The following is an 18,693-nucleotide window of genomic DNA, read 5'->3' on the forward strand; positions in this document are numbered from 1 at the left end:
GCAAAGCAAAATGTACCTATCTACCTTATTTCTCTAGTTGTTGTATAGAAAACAACTCATAATAAGCACCTTTTTTCTCCATTAACTCTTCATGTGTTCCGACTTCTTTAATTTCTCCGTGATCTAACAACACAATTTTATCAGCATGAGTGATGGTTGAAAGACGATGTGCAACTACACAGGTTGTTCTGTTCTTTGAAAGAAGTGTTAGTGACTCTTGAATTAAATGCTCACTTTCTAAATCCAATGCCGACGTTGCTTCGTCCAATATTAGAATAGGAGGATTTTTCAAGAATACTCTTGCGATTGAGACTCTTTGCTTTTGTCCCCCCGAAAGCTTCACACCACGTTCGCCAACTTTTGTATCATATCCATCTGGAAGTTCCATAATGAAGTCATGAGCATTCGCTGCCTTCGCAGCTTCTATTACCTCTTCATCAGTTGCATCAGGGTTACCCATTAATATGTTAAACTTGACGGATTCACTAAAAAGAATTGAATCCTGTAGGACTAGCCCAATATGGTCTCGTAATGACCGAACCTTGAACTCCCGAATATCTACCCCATCTAGCATAATTGAGCCCGCTGTTACATCATAGAATCGCGGGATCAAACTGACTAGAGTGGATTTCCCTCCTCCACTCATTCCGACAAATGCTACCGTTTCACCCTGCTTCATATGAAGAGTAATATCCTTTAACACCGGTGCTTCTTCCTCTGTGTATTGAAAAGAAACATTATGAAACGATAGTTTACCATCTACTTTAGTAATTGGCTTAGAAGATGATTGGTCCTCAATATCATACTTTTCATCAATAAATTCAAAAACACGGTCCATCGATGCCACCGCTTGCGTTAGTGTAGTCGATGAATTTACAAGTCTTCGCAATGGGCTATACAATCGATCCATAAAAGCAATAAACGCCACCATTGTACCAATTTTAATATCTCCTAGAATTACTTGATAGCTTGCATAACCAATAACAAGTAATGGTGCAACATCCGTAATCGTATTTACCACCGCGAACGTCTTTGCATTCCATCTCGTATGCTCTAATGCTTTCGTTAAAAAGTTTTTATTTTGATGGTCAAATTCCTTCTGCTCATGATCCTCAAGTGCAAACCCTTGAATGATTGGCATCCCTTGTACTCTTTCATGTAGATGTCCCTGCACATTAGCTAATGCTTGTGAGCGGACTCTAGTCAACATTCGCAATTTGCTGTAAAAATATTTCACCGAAAACCCGTAAAAAGGAAATAATAATAACGCAACAATTGTTAAGGTAACATCCATGGTCAACATGATTATAATGGCGATGATGATGGTAATTAAATCCAACCACACATTCATAAGTCCTGTTATGACGAAGGTCTTTGTTTGTTCAACATCATGAATGACACGAGAAATAACTTCCCCTACTCTTGTATTTGCATAGAAACGCAAGCTCAATTTTTGGAGATGGGTAAATAATTGATCACGTATATCATAGAGAATCTTGCTCCCAACCCATTGAGCATAATATTGTCGTATATATTCAATCGGTGGCCTAACTACTAAAAATAAGAAAAACGCTCCACCCATAATGAAAATCAAATGATCAATCTTCTCTTGTTTTGTTAAATTATTCCCATTTATTACATCATCAATTAAATACTGTAAAAGGAGAGGGATTAACAAAGGGATCGTGAATTTGACAACCCCAATCATAACAGTTAAAACAATTTTCCAACGATATGGTCTTACAAACCTCATATAACGCTTTATACTATCCATAAAACACCCATTCCTAGCTTTTTAATCCATTCAGGAACAAAAGGCGCAAGCACCCCGTTTTGCCCCGACAAGCAAATGTTCCTTTGACAAAGAAAAGGCGGTTTTACCTTTTATTTGTCAAAGGGTTATTTGACCTCGAGGGGCTGGGTGCTGGAGTTAGATTACTACCAACACCGTAAATCACTAGACTACAAATTGATATTAATTCTGATATTATTAAAAAACCTGTTGAGTATTTCAACAGGTCATTTTTTTTATGAACGATATAACAAGTACTGTTCGTACCAATTATCAACAAAATCAGGAGCAAAGGGACCCTTTCTCCCGTGTATCCATTGAAGTAAATAATCTAAGTTTCTTTTTAATATATGATCAATTACCTCCGGATATTTCATTTCTTTACGGTGCCGTTCATATTCATCCTCATCTAATAATACATAGGTCATATCAGGAAATACCTTTACATCTAAATCATAATCAATGTATTTCATGGCCTCTTTGTCCCATATAAAAGGAGAACTAATATTGCAGTAGTAGTAAATCCCATCTTCCCTTAACATCCCAATAATATTAAACCAATAGTTGGCATGAAAGTAACATACAGCTGGTTCTCTTGTTATCCATGTACGTCCATCTGATTCTGTTACGGTCGTCCGATCATTCCCACCAATTACAATACTCTGTGTTCCTTTTAGGACAATTGTCTCTTCCCACACTCTATGTATTTGTCCATTATGCTTGTAGCTATGTATCTGAACCTTCTCTCCTATCATGGGAAAACCCATATAAGCTCCCTTCTTTCATTGCCTGTCCCACCTAGCATTTAGGGGTACCATGGTAAATGGTTTAGATAATGTACAAACATTATCCTTTTTTGTTTTTTTATTTAAACTTTTCCGTATATATTTTTCACTTCTTACTATTATAACGGTTCTAGTAATAATTTAAAACAAAAGAGCCACTAAAATTTAGTGGCTCTCTACTTTACAATGCAGTTGTTAAACTAGATTCATGATGCTTATAGGCAGTAATGACATCTTCTGTTTGACGTTCAAAGGTCAGTTGAATTTCTTTTAACTCTGCTTTCATCTTATGAATTTCATCCTTTAGCGATTGCATTTCCGCCTTATTTTGCAGCTCTTTCAACTCGCATTCCAACTCCTGACAGCGCTCAAGCTCCGATTGTAAAAATAAAAGCTTATCCATTGTTTGAAGTTGTTCACGAACCAATAAATCAAAGCGAGACATATGGTCAGCTCCTCTTATAGTCTTTGTATACTAAGTAATTCTTGATATGCTATCAATTCCCTTTGACTATCTATGTAGACTCTTGAGAGGTTTTGTCAAATTGGATAGTTTGGTCGGTTTGAGCTGTGTTTTTATTGTTGTTACTAACTAAATTTCTAGCTTATAAAGTCATTTTTCCAACCAAAAAGCACTTCCCACCGGAATGGTAAGAAGCGCCTTTTTTTGTTAAGTATTAAGAGTTTTGACCTTTATTTGCTTCGGCTTGTGCATTTTGTTGGCGCACTTCTTGAGCGTTAGTTTCAGAAGCGAATTCAGTTCCGAAAGAACCTTGGCCAGCAGATGCAGCGTTTTGCGCACGTACTTCAGAAGCATTAGTTTTAGAAGCTTGACTCTTCTTTGCCATGATTATCACCTCCAACACCTGTTAATCTATCCAGAGGTGAAAATCTTATGCGATAAATTCATTAATTTTTTTCTGTATAAATTTTTAACTTTAGACTAAAAGTGACCTACCGCCATCTACAATAATCGTTTGACCACGAATCATATAGGCTTGATCAGAAAGTAAAAACATGACCGCATTCACAAGGTCACCAGGCTCGACCATTTTTCCGGCAGGTGTATTTTTTCTCGCATCCTCTAAAAGTTCTTCACGATTAGGAAAATGCTTGAGGGCATCTGTATCTACTGCTCCACCTGATACGGCATTCACGACAATGTTCTTTGGTGAAAGCTCCACGGCTAAGTATCTTGTTAAAGATTCTACTGCTGCTTTTGATACACCAACTGTTGTGTAGTTATCAAGATATCTAATCGATCCTAGTGAGCTCAGGCTGACAATATGTCCACCACCACTTTTTTCCATACGCTTAGCTGCCTCTTGTGCACAAAATAATAAGGCCTTGCTATTGATATCCATCGTCCAATCCCAATGTGATTCCTCTAGCTCCATAAGCGGACGAAGCACACCTGAAGCTGCATTACTGACGAAAATATCCAAGCGATTAAAATGCTGATCAATTTCGTTAAACATTTCCTTTATTTTTTCCGGCTTCCCTACGTTTGCCTTTATTACTACTGCTTTCCTACCTAATGCTTCAATTTCTTTTGCTGTTTCCTCTGCGGCAGCACGACTTCTAGCATAGTTCACGATAATATCGTAACCTTTTTCAGCTAACCTGATGGCAATCGCTTTTCCAATCCCTCTACTACTACCAGTTACTAGTGCAACTTTTTGTGTCATATGATTCACTCCTGTTTTTCCATTTCATGTCTCATATTGTACCTTTTTTTAACTAATTTTCACAATTTTTATTGTATAGAGGTGAATTCCCAAACAGAAAATAAGAAGCAGCCTATTTGTGAAAGGAGTGTTCACTATGTATGTTGGACGAGATATGACTGAGCTTTCAATGATGCCTAAAACAAATTGGAAGGATAGCGAGCTTGCATTTTTCCATCATTCTTTTCAACAAATTGTCCCCTATTTAAATGTCGAGGGCCAAACCATCCATCGAGAAATTATTGAGGAAATTGTAGACCGAGGTGGAATGAAGCGAGAAGAAGCAGATTGGACACATGGAACTAGAGTTCAATACGATTAATACCAAGGACATCCAGATTAAACTGGTCAGATAAATGAGCTAGTAGAAAAACAGGAGGCAGCTTAAACGGCTGACTCCTGTTTTCTTTGTAAATATTGCTTCCATATTTTTTGGTGAGACACGGAGAAGGCATATTGTTCTAATTCTTCTCTACTAACCAGTTTTACCTCATCGTTCTCTTGTATATCTTTGCTAATTAGACCTTCATATACAGTCATATTCCATACCAGATGAGTGAACACATGTTGAAAGGTCCCTAACACTTCGTCTACCCTTGGACTATGCTGGTAATTTTCTTTCACATAGTCATGAAGCTGTGTTTTCGGCGTGTTTAACTCCTTGCTAAGTTCCACATTTGGAAACTCCCAAAGCCGGGCTAGTAGACCCGATTCAGGACGTTTATGAATTAAGATTTTCCCCTCTTCTGTTTCAAACACACCCACAGCTAGCTGTAGCTCCTTAGTCGAGTTCTTCTTTGTCTTTACTGGGAGTTCAGCTTGAGTACCTTCCTGAAACGCCTTACAGTGGTCTCTGACTGGACAAAGTAAACAAGACGGAGAGGTTGGTGTACAAACTATAGCCCCTAGCTCCATTAGTCCTTGATTGAAGAAAGATGGATTGTTTTTACTAATAATCACTCTAATAATCTCTTCAAAAATCTTTCGTGTTTTTGGTTTCGCAATATCCTCCCAAATGGAAAATATTCGCGATAACACCCTCATCACATTACCATCCACTGCTGGCTCCGGCACTCCATATGCGATACTTAATATGGAACCAGTCGTATAAGGTCCAATTCCTTTGAGCTTTGATATCTCGCTTGGTGTGTTCGGGACAATGCCGCTGTAGCTCTCATGGACTTCCCTTACAGCAGATTGTAAGTTTCTCACTCTTGAATAATAGCCCAGACCCTCCCAAGCCTTTAAAACCTTTTCCTCATCAGCTTTAGCTAAAGCTTCAATAGTTGGAAATTGTTCAATAAAGTTATGGAAATAAGGAATCACCGTATCCACTCTAGTCTGCTGCAGCATAATTTCAGATACCCAGACCTTATAAGGATCCTGATCTTTCCTCCACGGCAAGTCCCTCTGTTCTCTTTCAAACCAAGTGATGAGGTCTGCTTGGAATTCATCTATTAAAAAATCTTGAATATACTCTTGTCCCTTCATGCGTTATCCCCCATGATGTGTTGTACAGGTAAGAAATTAGAAATAATACCTATCTTCTATTGTACCTTAACCGCATGGATCTGGATATTTTCTAAACCACCTTCTACAAATTGGTCGAGCAGGCCAAAAATGGAATGTCTTTGTTTATTTCTAAGTTTCTTTAACGCCATATAATGAGAGGCAGTTGGTACTGAAAAGCTTTCTAAATAAATATTTTTTTCATAGCTATACCAATTGATTTGATTGGCTCCAAATGATGGTAAATAACCAATTACCTTTTCCATCAAACTTTCATATTCCTTTACATATATAGGGTTTACTTTATATTGGATATAAATTTTATATGTCTTATTCATTAGAGTCTCCTTTTTAAATCCACATAATTTGCACATATTAGTTAGTAGTGAATAGGTTTACTTATATCTAAAATGAGATAAGTAAATATAAGTACCTATTTTTTGAAGGGAGGAATCATCTTACGCATGGATACTGGCACTCACTTTGTGATGGGGATTGCTCTTGGTGGTATTGCCACTGTTGATCCTGTCATTAGTCAAGATCCCTTAGCTCTCGAGGCAGTATTGCTAGGGACTATACTTGGCTCTCAGGCCCCAGACTTAGATACGGTTCTTAAGCTAAGAAATAATGCTAAGTACATCAGGAATCATCGAGGAATTACTCACTCTATTCCCGCTGTCCTTCTTTGGCCACTGATTATTGTTGGTGGAATTAGCTTATTTCTTCCTGCTATAAATTTATTGCATATATGGATTTGGACATTCATCGCTGTAATCCTCCATGTTTTTGTCGACATTTTCAACGCTTATGGGACACAAGCGCTTCGTCCTTTTTCGCATAAATGGATTGCTTTAGGAGTTATTAATACGTTTGACCCGTTTATTTTTTTCGTCCACATCGTGGGAATCATTGTGTGGCAGTTGGGTGTAGAACCTCTCCAAGCTTTTACAGGAGTCTTTTTAGTCGTCGCTGTTTACTATGTAGTCAGATACCAAATGAAGCGAAAAGTGAAGGATACTGTCGAAAAAATTATACCTGAAGTAGAGGAAGTAATTGTATCTCCCACTATTCGATTCAACCAGTGGCATGTTGCTGTAAAATCTAAACATCATTTTCATGTAATTAAGGCTGTTGATGGGACGATTGTGGTATTAGATACATTTGACCGAAGACCAATACCCAAAACCCCTCTTTTGGAAGCAGCTAAACAAGATGACAATATCTCTGCCTTTTTATCCTTTTCTCCTGTTTATCGTTGGGAGATTGAAGAGTACTCGGGTTATACAGAGGTTCGCTTTATTGATCTTCGCTATCGAAGCAAGGACTACTATCCCTTTGTTGCAGTCGTACATCTTGACCGTGACTTTAACATTTTAAATTCCTACACAGGCTGGATTTTTAGTGAGAAGAAGTTGCGGAAAAAGTTAGATATTATACCTTCTAAATAATATAAGGCTCTTTTCTAAAACATAAAAAGCAACAGTCGATATGAAAACAGCCCAATATAAAAAGCACTAAAAGTGTGAGAAACGCTTCACTACTTTTAGTGCTTTAAATGATCTTCATTATTTAATAAAGCTGCATATTTCGGGTTGGTCGCAACAAAGTCATGAAGGTGTGAACCATACCTCATCACCCACTGTGTGACAATTCTCTCGGCCATTTCACTACCCATATAAGGGGCTCCTGCCTTTGCAGAGGATGCCTCAAAATCAGACCATAATAATTCAACCCAGGTTCTTGCTTGGGATGCTGATAAAGAATCGTTCTTCTCTAACAGTAAATCCGTTAATTTGGCAATTTTCTCCTCCATCCAAAATCCTCCTTTCCATATATTCTTTATTATATCGATTCCATACATGAGTCATACTATTACTACGTGCTTAGAAGACCTAAGAAATTCTTTTTAGCACGAGGTTTGTTAATTTATAGAGGAGGTTCTCACAATGGTACGTAACAAAAAACGAGGGTTCCCAAATCAAAGTCATAACAAGTTTGAAGGAGAGCCACGAGCTAAGGCAGAATATGCTTCTTTACGTGCTGATGGGTCAATTAATACTCATCCTCAAGAAAGAATGAGAGCGTCTAATTTAAGATCCGATGAATAGTTAGGGGCATTTTTCAAAAAACAGAAGTCAGGAATTATTTTCTGGCTTCTGTTTTTTTCAGCATAGAAATGGGCAAAGCATCTACTCTTTCCTCACCTGTTAGCTTTGTTCCCCAAGCAAAAATTCCATTCATATACTTGATCTTAAAAAACGTCCCCGGGTCTTGCTCAATTTCATATATTTCATCTGGCTTGAAATCCTCAGGGTTTAACAAATAGGCTTTCGCCATAAGTATTTTACGCTCAAATACTGCTAATTCATTGAGCCTCCCCATTTGTTCAGCCTTCCTAGCTTGTTCATTTAATTGACGAATCTCTTGTGTTAGTTCGAACTCGGTCATTCGGCTGTATCTTTTCTCCATTGTATTCACTCACTTTTTAGTCTATTGTCGGATTTGGACAATCCTCTGATTGTAGGTACTGATCAATTAACTCAATTGAAAACCCTTTTTGATAAAGGTACTGCTTCATTTTTTGAGTATACTCATAGCCACTGAATTTATGGTTCTTTCTGTGAGCTTTTTCCCCCATCTTACAAATTGCTTCCCACTCATTCTCTTCATCACGTTCTGGCATCGTTTCATCTAGAACCATCCTGATGACACCCTGGGTAAAACCTTTACGTATCAGTGAATCCATCATCTTTTGCTTCTGCATTTTTTCCGAACTAGAAGAAGTTTTTCGGTATGTTTTTTCAGCGTACTTTTTTGCAAATTCTATTTGGTCTTCCATTGTATATTGAGATAATACAAGGTCAATTATACCAGCAGATATTCCTTTTTGACCAAGCTCTTGTTTCAACACAATAGGTCCTTTTAAGGAAACCTTGGCATTAGTATTGACATAAGCAATTCCAAATTCTTCATCATTCAGATACTTTAAGCTTGTAAGCTTATGAATCACCTCTTGAATGACAGCATCCGGGTATTCTTTTTCTTTTAAATTTTGAATAACCTCTAATGTTGCTCTCATACGATAGGATAGGAATACAAGCGATTGTTGGAAGGCTTTTGTTACATCATCTGAGAAGCTGATTTCTTCCAAATCAAATTCATCTACTTCTTTTCCTTTTTGTAAGGAATGAGTGATCAATACATCCTCGTGGACACTAAAAGCATATCTTTCTCCTGCCCCATCATCTAGAAAGATATTATATCGGTCTTTACGTTTTTTTTGAGTCGTGATCTTTGTAATAATCGCCACTTCATTCACCTCATGTTTAAATATAGCACATTTTGTGAAAAGGATATGGTAAGAAGAAATAGAATATTATAATCAAGAAGGAGGGGGTTCGGATGAATATAGCGATAACCGGTGGGACTGGCTTTGTTGGTAAAGCCCTTACTAATTCTTTTATAGAGAATGGACATCACGTATATATATTAACAAGAAGCGCTAATAAAGAGGCAACTGCTGAAGGAATTCATTATGTTCAATGGTTAACAGAAGGAAGTGAACCTGAACAGGAATTGAATAATATAGATGTTTTTATTAATTTAGCAGGTGAATCCTTAAATAGTGGAAGATGGACTTCTGAAAGAAAGGCGAGAATCGTAAATAGTCGAGTTACTGCAACCAAAGAGGTTATTCGAATTTTGCAGCTTTTACAAAAAAAGCCTTCTGTGCTCATTAATGCTAGTGCAGTCGGCTATTATGGGATCTCTCGTGAAAAAGAGTTTACCGAAGAAAGTCAGGAACATGGGAATGACTTTTTAGCCGAAACAGTTATAACTTGGGAAAAAGAAGCGTCGGAAGCAAAGAAACTTGGGGTTCGAACAGTATTTACTCGGTTTGGTATTATACTAGACCGAGATGAGGGAGCCTTGCCTAAGATGCTTCTACCCTATCGTCTATATGCTGGTGGAACAGTCGGTTCTGGTGAACAGTGGCTATCTTGGGTACATATTGATGATGTTGTCGGGATGATTCAGTTTGCGATTGATGAATCGAAGATAGAAGGACCATTAAACGTTGTGTCCCCCCAGCCTGTAAAAATGAAGGAATTCGGTAAAACTATAGCTCGAGTAATGAAGAAACCTCATTGGCTTCCTGCACCAAGCTTTGCCTTAAAAGCATTACTCGGTGAAATGAGTATCCTTGTACTAGAAGGGCAAAAGGTGCTGCCAAAAAAAGCAGAACAATATAAGTATGATTTTGTCTATCAACGTCTGGATGACGCCTTAACGAACATTTTAAAATAAACTAATTGTAACGAAGAAAGAGGAATATGAATGAGAACGTTATTTAAACATGCAACCATTTACCCGATTACTTCTGCTCCAATGCATCATGCTGATTTATATGTGGAGAATGGTAAAATTAAAGAAATCGGGTACGAAATTCAACCTTCAGATGACATGTTTGTCATTGATTGTAAAGATCAGTTACTATTCCCTGGGTTTGTTGATGTACACACTCATCTTGGGCTATATGATGAAGGTACCGGCTGGGCTGGAAATGATGCGAATGAAACAATTGAACCACTTACACCACATATACGTGCCTTAGATAGTCTTCACCCTCTTGATACTGCTTTTTCCGACGCTATTCAGCACGGGATTACAACCGCCCATATTATGCCTGGTAGTGCGAATGTAATTGGCGGTACCACGTCTGTAATCAAGACACATGGGCGAAGTGTGGCTAAAATGCTTCTTCAGGAAACAGCTGGTTTAAAAATTGCCCTTGGTGAAAATCCAAAGCGGATTCATAGTCATGGAAGCAACGACTCGATTACTCGAATGGGAATTATGGGTATGCTGAGGGAGGCCTTCTATAAGGCAAAGTACTGTGACCATCCTGAGAACATTAGAGTTGCACCGATTTTAAAAGCTCTAAAAAGAGAAATTCCTGTTCGAATCCATGCTCACCGTGCAGATGACATTATGTCTGCCATGCGTTTTGCAGAGGAGTTTGACTTGGATTATCGAATTGAGCATTGCACAGAAGGACATTTAATCCCTGGTGAATTTGAGGGCAAAAATGCAAAGGTTAGTGTAGGACCAACCTTAACTAGAAGAAGTAAAATCGAGCTGAAAAACAAATCTTGGAAAACCTATCAGGTCCTTGCTGATGTCGGGGTTGAAGTTTCGATTACGACAGACCATCCTTACACTCCTATTCAGTACCTCAATATATGTGCTGCACTAGCAGTTCGGGAAGGTTTAGATGAACAAAAAGCAATTGAAGGTATTACGATTACTCCTGCTAGAAATCTCCGTGTAGCGGACCGTGTGGGCAGCTTAGAAGTCGGTAAGGATGCGGATCTCGTTCTCTGGAGCCATCATCCATTTCATTACTTAGCAAAGGCTCGTTTAACGATGATAAATGGAGAAATAATTTACAAAAAAAATTAACAAAAAAGTAGTATCTTTTTTGAGATTTTTATCGTATTATACTTTAAGTATTCATAAGAATAATCTAATAAACCTAAAATTTTATAGGCACATTTTATAAAATTAGGGAAAGGCAAATGGTGCGCCACCAGCATGACTGGTCCTAGTGGGTTCGATTCCCACCCCGAAATTTTTTTGATCAACATTATAAAAAATTTCGAGGGTGGAGTCCTACCATAGCTATGGACTTTTCTGCCCTCATGATTGGAGGGAATCAGCATGCTGAAAAAACGTGAACTTCACGACTGTCAGGCTCTTTATGAGTTAATGGTACACCCGGATGTCTTTCCTTTTGTGCGTCAAAAGGCTACTACCTATGAAGAGTTTCTGTTTTTAACGAAGCAAACCATCGAAGCTGAAGAGCGCGGTGAAATCATCTCGAGAACGATTTTAGATGAATGGGGAAATCCAATCGGGACCATTAACTTGTTTGATGTTCAAGATCAAGCAGGCTTTCTAGGAACTTGGTTAGGCAAGCCCTATCACGGCTTAGGCTATAATAAACTGGCAAAGGATGCATTCTTCGAAGAGCTTTTTTTCGAATTAGGAATTGAACGGATTTTCATGCGTATTCGTAAGGTCAATGCTCGTTCTTTCAATGCTGCTGAAAAGCTTCCCTACTCCATCTTTGCCAATGAAACAAGAAAAAGCCTTTTCGATCAGCTAAACGCGAAGGAAGATATTTATAATTTATTTGAGATTCCAAAGGATCTTTATAATCTTCATTCTATGAGACAGCCATTTATGTTCCAAGAGGAGCATTTAAAGGAAGCATAATTCAAAGTCTGCCAATACGGCAGACTTTTTTATTTTTTGTGCATAAGTAAGAATGAAAACGGTAACGATGATAATAAGTTCATCGAAAAGTGAGGGATAAAGAATGGCTGATAATAAAAATAAAAGAAAAGACAAATCTAAAAGTACTTTAAGCAGCATGCAAGAAGTTACATATTCACGTGAGTTCAGAATGGCAGACAGAGCTGGTGGATTTATCAGCAATAAGCGTTAATTCCTAATAACTTCCGTTAATAACTTTTCCCCTTCGTGAAAAGATAATCTAGAACAAAGATTAAACTTGTATGGAGGGATCATTAAAATGCCAACAAATCATGGACATAGTAACCGAGATAAGAATACTGCATCATTACCACAAACACCAAGCTATGCAAAATTGCCATCCGATGGCAGAGATATTGAATTTGCACAAGAGTTTGCCGATCAAGACGATTTACAAGCTCAGGCAAGATCAAAAGCAGCTGATGAAAGAGCTAAAGCAAGAAAAGGTAAATAAAACAAAAGGAGGTGGAAGTTTTCCACCTCCTTTTGTTATACACATATTTTGTTATCCACAATACACAGAGGATTGTGGATAACTTAATTTTACCTTTTATTCATAGCTATTTGAAGTTTCTGCTATAAATGTGGATAACTTTAGGATAAAATGTGGATAATGTGTATAAGTCTGTGTAAAACTTTATTTTATAGGTATTTAGGCTAGTTCTCCTCTGTGGATATCTAATTGGGCAGTGAATCGTTAGTATTATTTGCAAATAGTATTGATTAGATTTTTCGGCAAACGTTTTTTTTAAGTAATGGAATTATATTATCCCTTAGGCTCTTTTCGTAAAGATTTTTGCTATTTTTAAAGCTTTGTTAAAGCACTGAGTTGATTGGAGCGAAAGGCACTCGACTCCTGTGGGAGTAGCGGGACAGGTGAGACCCCGGAGGCGAAGCCGAGGAGGCTCACCGCCCGCCCCGCGGAAAGCGAGTGCCTGCAGCGGAAATCAATGGACCCAGTATATAAATTTATTTTTTTGTTAATATTGTAACAAATATGCGGAAACAGACTATTAAAAATGGACGTATTTCAAAGACCAAACAAAAAAACGCAAAGGAATAACTCCCTTACGTTTCTCCGTGTATGATCCTCTTATTTACTTTCTTGTTTAACTGGCCAGCTTTCTACCCCTTTTAAGCCTTCGATATCGTTTGCATAGAATACAGGGTCCATGCCTTTCTTTCTTTGATCTAGATAGTTATCCAATGCTTTAAAGGCATATTTCCCTAATAGACCAATTGCAATAAGGTTAGTAAGTGCCATGATTGCCATAGCAAGGTCAGCGAAGTCCCAAACAATTTGTAGACTAGCTAATGCCCCAAACATGACCATTCCTAGTGCAAGGAGGCGGTATACAAATAGAGCCCCCTTACTCTTGTTGACAAATTCAATATTGGCTTCCCCATAATAATAACTTCCTATAATTGAACTGAAGGCAAACATAAATATAGCAATTGCCACAAAGATACTTGCCCACCCACCAAAATGCTCAGTCATTGAAGCTTGGGTTAACTCAATTCCTTGTAAACCAGTTTTATAAGAATCTGATAATAGAATGATTAACGCTGTTGCTGTACATACAATAAGTGTGTCGAAGAACACCCCTAGTGATTGTACAAATCCTTGTTTAGCTGGATGGGATACAACTGCTGTTGCAGCTGCATTGGGTGCACTTCCCATACCAGCTTCATTCGAGAATAACCCACGTTTAACACCCATCATAATAGCTGAACCTACGCCTCCACCAACTACCTGTTCCAAGCCAAAAGCACTTTTCACAATTAAGGCAAATACAGCCGGAACCTCAGAAATATTAGTGAAAACGATAAAAGCGGCTAATAACAGATAAAAGAATGCCATAATAGGAACAATTGTAGCTGAAAACTTAGCAATACGTTGAACTCCTCCAAAGATAATGACAGCCGTTAATACTACTAGTAAGATTCCTACTACTGCTTCACTAACATTAAAGGAGTTTGTAAATGCAGCAGCTATGGTATTACTTTGAACCGCATTAAAGGTTAAACCGAATGAAATGATGATTCCTAAAGCAAACAATGAACTTAACCATTTTGCACCTAACTGCTTTCGCATATAGTAAGCAGGTCCACCTTTAAATCCTCCGTTCGGATCCTTTACCTTATAGATTTGTGCAAGGGTACTTTCAACAAACGCACTAGCACCACCTAGAATCGCAACAATCCACATCCAAAAGACTGCTCCAGGACCACCTAATGCAATAGCCATCGCCACTCCAGCAACATTACCGGTTCCAATTCGAGTAGCTGCTCCGATAAAGAATGCCTGTAAGGACGAAATCGATTTTTCACCTGGTATCGTTTCATTTTTATCTTTTAAAACTCGTAACATCTCACCTATTTTTAAAAGCTGTACAAACCTCATCCTAATCGTAAAGTACAACCCGAGCCCTAACAATAAACCAATTAGTATATAAGACCAAAGTAGATTGTTTGCATAACCGATTAACTCATGTATAAATTCCATATGATGTTCCCTCCTGATGTCGAATGTTGTAGAATTTTTATAATAGTTGAATTATCTAAAAATTTTGTCCGTTAGTCAATAAAAAAATTAACTAATTGTAAAAATATCTATAATTGGGGCACATCTTTTACCTTCCCCTATGGAAACATTCTTTATTAACTGCTACAAAATCTTGGTTTTAGCGAATAAAAAAGACCTTTGCGAACAATATTAACAATGCTTACCATCAGAAAGGGAGGTGTTCACATGGATGCAAAACGTACACAAGAGATTGCTTCATCGCCTACAATGAAGGATGTTTATTATAATGGGGAAAAGGTTTATATTGAGCATGTCGATCAAGATAAAGGATTAGCGACAGTCCATCCGATCAATGACCCAACTAATAAACTAAGTGTCTCAGTTAACAGCCTAGAAGAGTCTTAATCATCATAAAACTAACCTAAAAAAGAGGTTGTCTCAAGAAGGAACCGTGGAACCATGTCCTTGTTTTTCTTGAGACGACCTCTTTATCGTTTATTTAACGAGAAATTCGCTTTAATAACCCCTATTTTATCATTACGTGCATTGAATACTGGGGCATGAACATACTCTTTGAGCTGATTAAAGAGCTGCTCATCGCCAAGTCCCATTTGCCTAATTACTTCCATAGCTACTACGCTAGTTGCTCGGGGAGTCCCGTCTTCAACTTTAATCGCAATCCCAAGTCCATTTTCAACGATTCCAAAGCATTGAACAGCCTCCGCTCCAGCTTTTGCAACTATATTACCCTTGAAAGCGTTCATTACATCTGTGTCAAAACGGTTTGTTCCTCCGACCATTTCAGGATATTCCATCATAGCATTACGGATTGAGAGTAAGGTTTCCACTCTTTGTGCCCCAAGGTTTGCTTCTGGGCTTGCTAGGAGGGCAAATCCTAATGCTGCATTATACAGAGGTAATCGGTGGACAGGAACTCCACAACCATCCACACTTAATTGAATCTGATCCTTTGGAATCTGGCAAACCTCTTCAATCGCATCTAAAATCCGTTGCTGAACAGGATGTTCTACCTCACGATAACTATATATATCTTCTCGCATATGAACAGCTGTTGCAAGCATTCCAGAGTGCTTTCCTGAGCAGTTACTGAATACAGGTGTGAGTTCTTTTCCTTCCTTAATAAGCTGTTTATAGCTTTCCATATCTCGTGGTATATGAGTTCCACACTGTAAGGCATCTTCCTCTAGCTGGATTCTAGCCATAATATCTAATACCGTTTCTCGATGGAACACTTCTCCACTATGGGAAGCGCAGCTTAACGATATTTCTTTTGGACTATAATGAAATGCCTTAGCAGTACCTGTTTCTACTAACGGGACTGCCTGAAATGGCTTCATACTTGAGCGCGGAAAAGTCAGTCTATATGGATCACCATATGAATATAGTAGTTTCCCTTTATGATCTACTACTGCAATATGAACATCATGGGTACTTTCTATATATTCTCCTCTGTACACTAATATCGGCTTCTCCAAAGAATATCCCCCTTATATAAGATCAAACTGTTATTTTGCTAAATTATAAATGGCACGGGCATAGATGGCAGTTGCCATTAATAGGTCTTCTATTTCAATATACTCGTCCTTTTGATGGGCTGTCATTTCTTTGCCGGGGAAGCATGCACCAAATGCAACACCATTGTTCATAAACCTAGCATAGGTTGCTCCTCCAGTTGATAGAAGAGTTGGTTCAAGGCCTGTTTCACCTTGATAAGCCTCCTGCAAAGAATGGATCATAGAATGATCAGCACTCACATGATGAGGCTTAGATTCTTTAATCTCTTCGACTTGTAATCCCTTTTCAGCAATTGTTGAAGTCAATCTATTCTTTGTTGCTTCAAAATCAGTAGTAACAGGACAGCGGACATTTAGATGAACATGTCCACCTTGGCCTTTTTCATAATAAAGAATACCTGGATTAACTGTTAATGGACCTGTCACTTCATCTTGGTACGAAATTTCTAGTGTTTTCCCTTCAAAATCTTCATGTAATTCGTCTAGGAAATCAAGATAAATAGCAGAGTTACCAGTAAAGTCAAATGCTCTTAGGAAGCTAGCAAGCGTTGTTCCGGCATTTTGACCAACATGAGGCTCCATTCCATGAGCAGATTTTCCAAATAGAGTAATCTCTACCTCATTATCCGTGTGATTAATTCTTCGGCGTAGTCCGTTCTTATTACAAAATCCTTCAAATTCAAGTACTAAATGATCCACATTCCCTTGTATGACGGCTACCGCTTGTTCAGGAACCATATTGCCTCTTTCTCCTGATTTAAAAGAAACGAGTTGGACTTCACCTAATTGATCTTCATTGCTTGAAGGAACGTTTACTTTTACATTTAGCTGACCTTTTTCTGCATTGATAATAGGGAAATCAGCATCAGGTGCAAAGCCAACAGAAGGCATTTTTTCCACCTGCTGATAATGCTTCATACAACTCATACCACTTTCTTCGTCGGTACCGAAAATGATTCTAACCCGTTTTTGTAGAGGTAGCCCCAATTCCTTCACAATTTTCATTCCATAAAATGCAGCCATCGTTGGCCCTTTATCATCTATAGCACCTCTAGCAAAAAGCTTGCCATCACGAATGGTCGGCTCAAATGCAGGACTTGTCCATTCCCCAGTAGCCGGGACGACGTCAACATGGCATAACACACCAACCATGTTCTCAAGATCACCCTCACCTAAATCAGCATAACCTGCATACCCATCAAGATTTTTAGTCGTTAATCCGGCTTCCTCTGAAATTGAGAGCACGTAATCGAGTGCCTCTCCTACTTTCCTTCCCATCGGGTACTGACTAGACTTTGTAGTTTCATCCTTAATACTTTCTATCTTCAATAGACCTTCTAAATCCTTTAAAAGCTCATCCTTTCTTGCTAAAACCTCTTCGTACCAATTCACCATTCTACTCACCTCTTTTATTAAAATAAGCTGCACAAATTAATCCAAAATACGTAGGAGCTTCATACGATAAGAATTCAGTGTGTCTCTCCTCTTTTGGTATTGCACCTGCTAGTACTAGTGTTTGCCAGATTCCATCTGGCTTTGCATGTTCTATGTAAGTTGGGTCAAACTTCGTCATCTTTTCGAGCTCATTGTCTTTGATAAGTTCAACCACTTCAGTGTCTAATTGGTTAGCTGCTTCATGAAAACCATAAGGTCCTGCTTCATCATGAGCATGTGACCAATCACAGCTTGCAATCAATGCAATTCTTTTAGTGGATTGTTGAACCACAGCTCTAATCATTTTTCCAAATTCAATATGCCTCTCAAACGATAGATCTCTAGAAGGCGTAATAATAACAACTGGTACATCTGGCATAAATCGCAAAGGCACAATCGCACCCCAATCCAGTGGTAAGCAAGAAAATGGTCCAGCACTTGTCGCATAATTAATTAAGCCTACTGGAATCTTTTGCTTCTTAGCTTCCTCCCCAAGTGCATGTGCTAATTCTCGATCAATGAAACGCTCCATTTCAAAAGAAGCCCCATTTTCTTCAACTGCTCCAAACATTCGCTCTGAATCCGTAATCGCAAACTGACCATTAATTCTCGTTCCATGAGGTGTTAACAAAATAATCGTATCTGGCTTTGCTGTTGCCATCGCTTGACCAAGTCTTACCATACTCTCTCTTGTCACACTCATTCTAGACGGATCTGATCCCTGAAGCTCAGGAATGATTTCACCACCATGTGGAGCTATACATGCAAATACAAATGGATTCAATTTGAACACTCCCTTTTATTGGACTTATCTTATTACTGCCATAAATTGAGGGGGCGGTCAAGATAAAGGTGTTGATTTGTGTGTTGTATTTGTGTATATAGTCGTAGGTGCTTAATTTGTTGGAGTTAGATGGTTGCAGTTTATTCTAGGAGTTACTTTAGTCGGTGCAAGATATAGCTTCTGGGGCTGAATTATGGCAAGATGCCGATATTTCGTTGAAAATGGCCGATATATGGCGGAAAGTCGCCGATATATTCGAGA

23 protein-coding genes are annotated in these 18,693 nt (G+C 38.4%); 9 read left to right on the forward strand and 14 right to left on the reverse strand.

The annotated features are described in order from the left end of the window. Positions 1 to 25 precede the first annotated feature (25 nt). The 5 genes from M1D60_RS20830 to fabL form a co-directional block, all read right to left on the reverse strand. Positions 26 to 1,774, reverse strand: coding sequence for an ABC transporter ATP-binding protein (locus tag M1D60_RS20830; protein ID WP_456276719.1), 1,749 nt, complete (start codon positions 1,772 to 1,774; stop codon positions 26 to 28). Between the two features lie 254 nt (positions 1,775 to 2,028). Beyond that, the gene (ntdP, locus tag M1D60_RS20835) at positions 2,029 to 2,559 is read right to left on the reverse strand and encodes a nucleoside tri-diphosphate phosphatase (protein WP_456276720.1); all 531 of its coding nucleotides are present in this window, start codon (positions 2,557 to 2,559) and stop codon (positions 2,029 to 2,031) included. Positions 2,560 to 2,758: 199 nt separating this feature from the next. After that, the gene (locus tag M1D60_RS20840; RefSeq protein ID WP_456276721.1) at positions 2,759 to 3,022 is read right to left on the reverse strand and encodes a YgaB family protein; all 264 of its coding nucleotides are present in this window, start codon (positions 3,020 to 3,022) and stop codon (positions 2,759 to 2,761) included. Positions 3,023 to 3,254: 232 nt separating this feature from the next. Continuing rightward, positions 3,255 to 3,425, reverse strand: a complete 171-nt coding sequence (locus M1D60_RS20845) for a gamma-type small acid-soluble spore protein (RefSeq protein WP_456276722.1) — start codon at positions 3,423 to 3,425, stop codon at positions 3,255 to 3,257. Between the two features lie 90 nt (positions 3,426 to 3,515). Then, the gene (gene fabL / locus M1D60_RS20850) at positions 3,516 to 4,265 is read right to left on the reverse strand and encodes an enoyl-[acyl-carrier-protein] reductase FabL (protein WP_456276723.1); all 750 of its coding nucleotides are present in this window, start codon (positions 4,263 to 4,265) and stop codon (positions 3,516 to 3,518) included. 136 nt (positions 4,266 to 4,401) lie between these two features. Between fabL and M1D60_RS20855 the strand changes: the two genes are divergently transcribed. Next, the gene (locus tag M1D60_RS20855) at positions 4,402 to 4,626 is read left to right on the forward strand and encodes a hypothetical protein (RefSeq protein WP_456276724.1); all 225 of its coding nucleotides are present in this window, start codon (positions 4,402 to 4,404) and stop codon (positions 4,624 to 4,626) included. Between the two features lie 62 nt (positions 4,627 to 4,688). Here the strand turns inward: M1D60_RS20855 and mutY are convergent, their stop codons facing one another. Beyond that, complete coding sequence (gene mutY, locus M1D60_RS20860) at positions 4,689 to 5,795, reverse strand: A/G-specific adenine glycosylase (RefSeq protein ID WP_456276725.1); 1,107 nt, start codon at positions 5,793 to 5,795, stop codon at positions 4,689 to 4,691. 56 nt (positions 5,796 to 5,851) lie between these two features. Beyond that, entirely contained in the window at positions 5,852 to 6,151 is a 300-nt protein-coding gene (locus M1D60_RS20865; protein WP_456276726.1) for a hypothetical protein, read from the reverse strand. A gap of 126 nt (positions 6,152 to 6,277) precedes the next feature. Between M1D60_RS20865 and M1D60_RS20870 the strand changes: the two genes are divergently transcribed. Beyond that, a complete protein-coding gene (locus tag M1D60_RS20870) occupies positions 6,278 to 7,261 on the forward strand; it encodes a metal-dependent hydrolase (RefSeq protein WP_456276727.1) in 984 nt (327 codons plus the stop codon). Positions 7,262 to 7,356: 95 nt separating this feature from the next. On the opposite strand, the gene M1D60_RS20875 is transcribed toward M1D60_RS20870, so the two are convergent. After that, a complete protein-coding gene (locus M1D60_RS20875; protein WP_456276728.1) occupies positions 7,357 to 7,626 on the reverse strand; it encodes a YfhJ family protein in 270 nt (89 codons plus the stop codon). A 133-nt stretch (positions 7,627 to 7,759) separates the two neighbouring features. Here M1D60_RS20875 and M1D60_RS20880 point away from each other — a divergent pair, with 133 nt between their 5' ends. Then, positions 7,760 to 7,921, forward strand: coding sequence for a small, acid-soluble spore protein K (locus M1D60_RS20880; protein WP_163180814.1), 162 nt, complete (start codon positions 7,760 to 7,762; stop codon positions 7,919 to 7,921). 34 nt (positions 7,922 to 7,955) lie between these two features. Here M1D60_RS20880 and M1D60_RS20885 read toward each other — a convergent pair whose 3' ends face one another. Both M1D60_RS20885 and recX read right to left on the reverse strand, forming a co-directional pair. After that, positions 7,956 to 8,282 (reverse strand): YfhH family protein, encoded by a 327-nt coding sequence (locus M1D60_RS20885; protein ID WP_456276729.1) that lies wholly within the window; start codon positions 8,280 to 8,282, stop codon positions 7,956 to 7,958. Between the two features lie 16 nt (positions 8,283 to 8,298). Continuing rightward, positions 8,299 to 9,123, reverse strand: coding sequence for a recombination regulator RecX (recX, locus tag M1D60_RS20890; RefSeq protein WP_456276730.1), 825 nt, complete (start codon positions 9,121 to 9,123; stop codon positions 8,299 to 8,301). 92 nt (positions 9,124 to 9,215) lie between these two features. Between recX and M1D60_RS20895 the strand changes: the two genes are divergently transcribed. From M1D60_RS20895 to M1D60_RS20915, 5 genes are all read left to right on the forward strand, one after another. Next, complete coding sequence (locus M1D60_RS20895; RefSeq protein WP_456276731.1) at positions 9,216 to 10,121, forward strand: TIGR01777 family oxidoreductase; 906 nt, start codon at positions 9,216 to 9,218, stop codon at positions 10,119 to 10,121. Between the two features lie 30 nt (positions 10,122 to 10,151). Further along, complete coding sequence (locus M1D60_RS20900; RefSeq protein WP_456276732.1) at positions 10,152 to 11,276, forward strand: amidohydrolase; 1,125 nt, start codon at positions 10,152 to 10,154, stop codon at positions 11,274 to 11,276. A 258-nt stretch (positions 11,277 to 11,534) separates the two neighbouring features. Beyond that, a complete protein-coding gene (locus M1D60_RS20905) occupies positions 11,535 to 12,092 on the forward strand; it encodes a GNAT family N-acetyltransferase (RefSeq protein WP_456276733.1) in 558 nt (185 codons plus the stop codon). A gap of 103 nt (positions 12,093 to 12,195) precedes the next feature. Continuing rightward, positions 12,196 to 12,324 carry a YfhE family protein gene (locus M1D60_RS20910; protein WP_456276734.1) on the forward strand — a complete coding sequence of 43 codons (129 nt, stop codon included), beginning with the start codon at positions 12,196 to 12,198 and terminating at the stop codon, positions 12,322 to 12,324. A gap of 87 nt (positions 12,325 to 12,411) precedes the next feature. After that, entirely contained in the window at positions 12,412 to 12,606 is a 195-nt protein-coding gene (locus M1D60_RS20915; RefSeq protein WP_456276735.1) for a YfhD family protein, read from the forward strand. A 639-nt stretch (positions 12,607 to 13,245) separates the two neighbouring features. Here the strand turns inward: M1D60_RS20915 and M1D60_RS20920 are convergent. Continuing rightward, positions 13,246 to 14,658, reverse strand: a complete 1,413-nt coding sequence (locus tag M1D60_RS20920) for an alanine/glycine:cation symporter family protein (protein ID WP_456276736.1) — start codon at positions 14,656 to 14,658, stop codon at positions 13,246 to 13,248. Positions 14,659 to 14,904: 246 nt separating this feature from the next. On the opposite strand from M1D60_RS20920, the gene M1D60_RS20925 reads away from it, so the two are divergent. Then, complete coding sequence (locus M1D60_RS20925) at positions 14,905 to 15,084, forward strand: H-type small acid-soluble spore protein (protein ID WP_456276737.1); 180 nt, start codon at positions 14,905 to 14,907, stop codon at positions 15,082 to 15,084. Positions 15,085 to 15,167: 83 nt separating this feature from the next. Here M1D60_RS20925 and M1D60_RS20930 read toward each other — a convergent pair whose 3' ends face one another. From M1D60_RS20930 to M1D60_RS20940, 3 genes are read right to left on the reverse strand one after another with little or no spacing between them, the layout of a single operon-like run. Further along, positions 15,168 to 16,175 carry an asparaginase gene (locus tag M1D60_RS20930; RefSeq protein ID WP_456276738.1) on the reverse strand — a complete coding sequence of 336 codons (1,008 nt, stop codon included), beginning with the start codon at positions 16,173 to 16,175 and terminating at the stop codon, positions 15,168 to 15,170. A 30-nt stretch (positions 16,176 to 16,205) separates the two neighbouring features. Next, positions 16,206 to 17,609, reverse strand: a complete 1,404-nt coding sequence (gene pepV / locus M1D60_RS20935; protein WP_456276739.1) for a dipeptidase PepV — start codon at positions 17,607 to 17,609, stop codon at positions 16,206 to 16,208. 1 nt (position 17,610) lies between these two features. Further along, positions 17,611 to 18,432, reverse strand: a complete 822-nt coding sequence (locus M1D60_RS20940; RefSeq protein ID WP_456276740.1) for a DODA-type extradiol aromatic ring-opening family dioxygenase — start codon at positions 18,430 to 18,432, stop codon at positions 17,611 to 17,613. Positions 18,433 to 18,693 lie beyond the last annotated feature (261 nt).

It is taken from the genome of Bacillus sp. AK128 (genome assembly GCF_053903075.1).

Bases quoted from the DNA above. Each gene is read 5' to 3' on its own strand.
- mutY (WP_456276725.1), bottom strand. From the start codon at position 5,795: ATGAAGGGACAAGAGTATATTCAAGATTTTTTAATAGATGAATTCCAA.
- ntdP (WP_456276720.1), bottom strand. From the start codon at position 2,559: ATGGGTTTTCCCATGATAGGAGAGAAGGTTCAGATACATAGCTACAAG.
- M1D60_RS20875 (WP_456276728.1), bottom strand. From the start codon at position 7,626: ATGGAGGAGAAAATTGCCAAATTAACGGATTTACTGTTAGAGAAGAAC.
- M1D60_RS20925 (WP_456276737.1), top strand. From the start codon at position 14,905: ATGGATGCAAAACGTACACAAGAGATTGCTTCATCGCCTACAATGAAG.
- M1D60_RS20840 (WP_456276721.1), bottom strand. From the start codon at position 3,022: ATGTCTCGCTTTGATTTATTGGTTCGTGAACAACTTCAAACAATGGAT.
- fabL (WP_456276723.1), bottom strand. From the start codon at position 4,265: ATGACACAAAAAGTTGCACTAGTAACTGGTAGTAGTAGAGGGATTGGA.
- M1D60_RS20895 (WP_456276731.1), top strand. From the start codon at position 9,216: ATGAATATAGCGATAACCGGTGGGACTGGCTTTGTTGGTAAAGCCCTT.
- M1D60_RS20920 (WP_456276736.1), bottom strand. From the start codon at position 14,658: ATGGAATTTATACATGAGTTAATCGGTTATGCAAACAATCTACTTTGG.
- M1D60_RS20910 (WP_456276734.1), top strand. From the start codon at position 12,196: ATGGCTGATAATAAAAATAAAAGAAAAGACAAATCTAAAAGTACTTTA.
- M1D60_RS20830 (WP_456276719.1), bottom strand. From the start codon at position 1,774: ATGGATAGTATAAAGCGTTATATGAGGTTTGTAAGACCATATCGTTGG.
- M1D60_RS20915 (WP_456276735.1), top strand. From the start codon at position 12,412: ATGCCAACAAATCATGGACATAGTAACCGAGATAAGAATACTGCATCA.
- M1D60_RS20865 (WP_456276726.1), bottom strand. From the start codon at position 6,151: ATGAATAAGACATATAAAATTTATATCCAATATAAAGTAAACCCTATA.
- M1D60_RS20870 (WP_456276727.1), top strand. From the start codon at position 6,278: ATGGATACTGGCACTCACTTTGTGATGGGGATTGCTCTTGGTGGTATT.
- pepV (WP_456276739.1), bottom strand. From the start codon at position 17,609: ATGGTGAATTGGTACGAAGAGGTTTTAGCAAGAAAGGATGAGCTTTTA.
- M1D60_RS20880 (WP_163180814.1), top strand. From the start codon at position 7,760: ATGGTACGTAACAAAAAACGAGGGTTCCCAAATCAAAGTCATAACAAG.
- M1D60_RS20905 (WP_456276733.1), top strand. From the start codon at position 11,535: ATGCTGAAAAAACGTGAACTTCACGACTGTCAGGCTCTTTATGAGTTA.
- M1D60_RS20845 (WP_456276722.1), bottom strand. From the start codon at position 3,425: ATGGCAAAGAAGAGTCAAGCTTCTAAAACTAATGCTTCTGAAGTACGT.
- M1D60_RS20885 (WP_456276729.1), bottom strand. From the start codon at position 8,282: ATGGAGAAAAGATACAGCCGAATGACCGAGTTCGAACTAACACAAGAG.
- M1D60_RS20900 (WP_456276732.1), top strand. From the start codon at position 10,152: ATGAGAACGTTATTTAAACATGCAACCATTTACCCGATTACTTCTGCT.
- M1D60_RS20855 (WP_456276724.1), top strand. From the start codon at position 4,402: ATGTATGTTGGACGAGATATGACTGAGCTTTCAATGATGCCTAAAACA.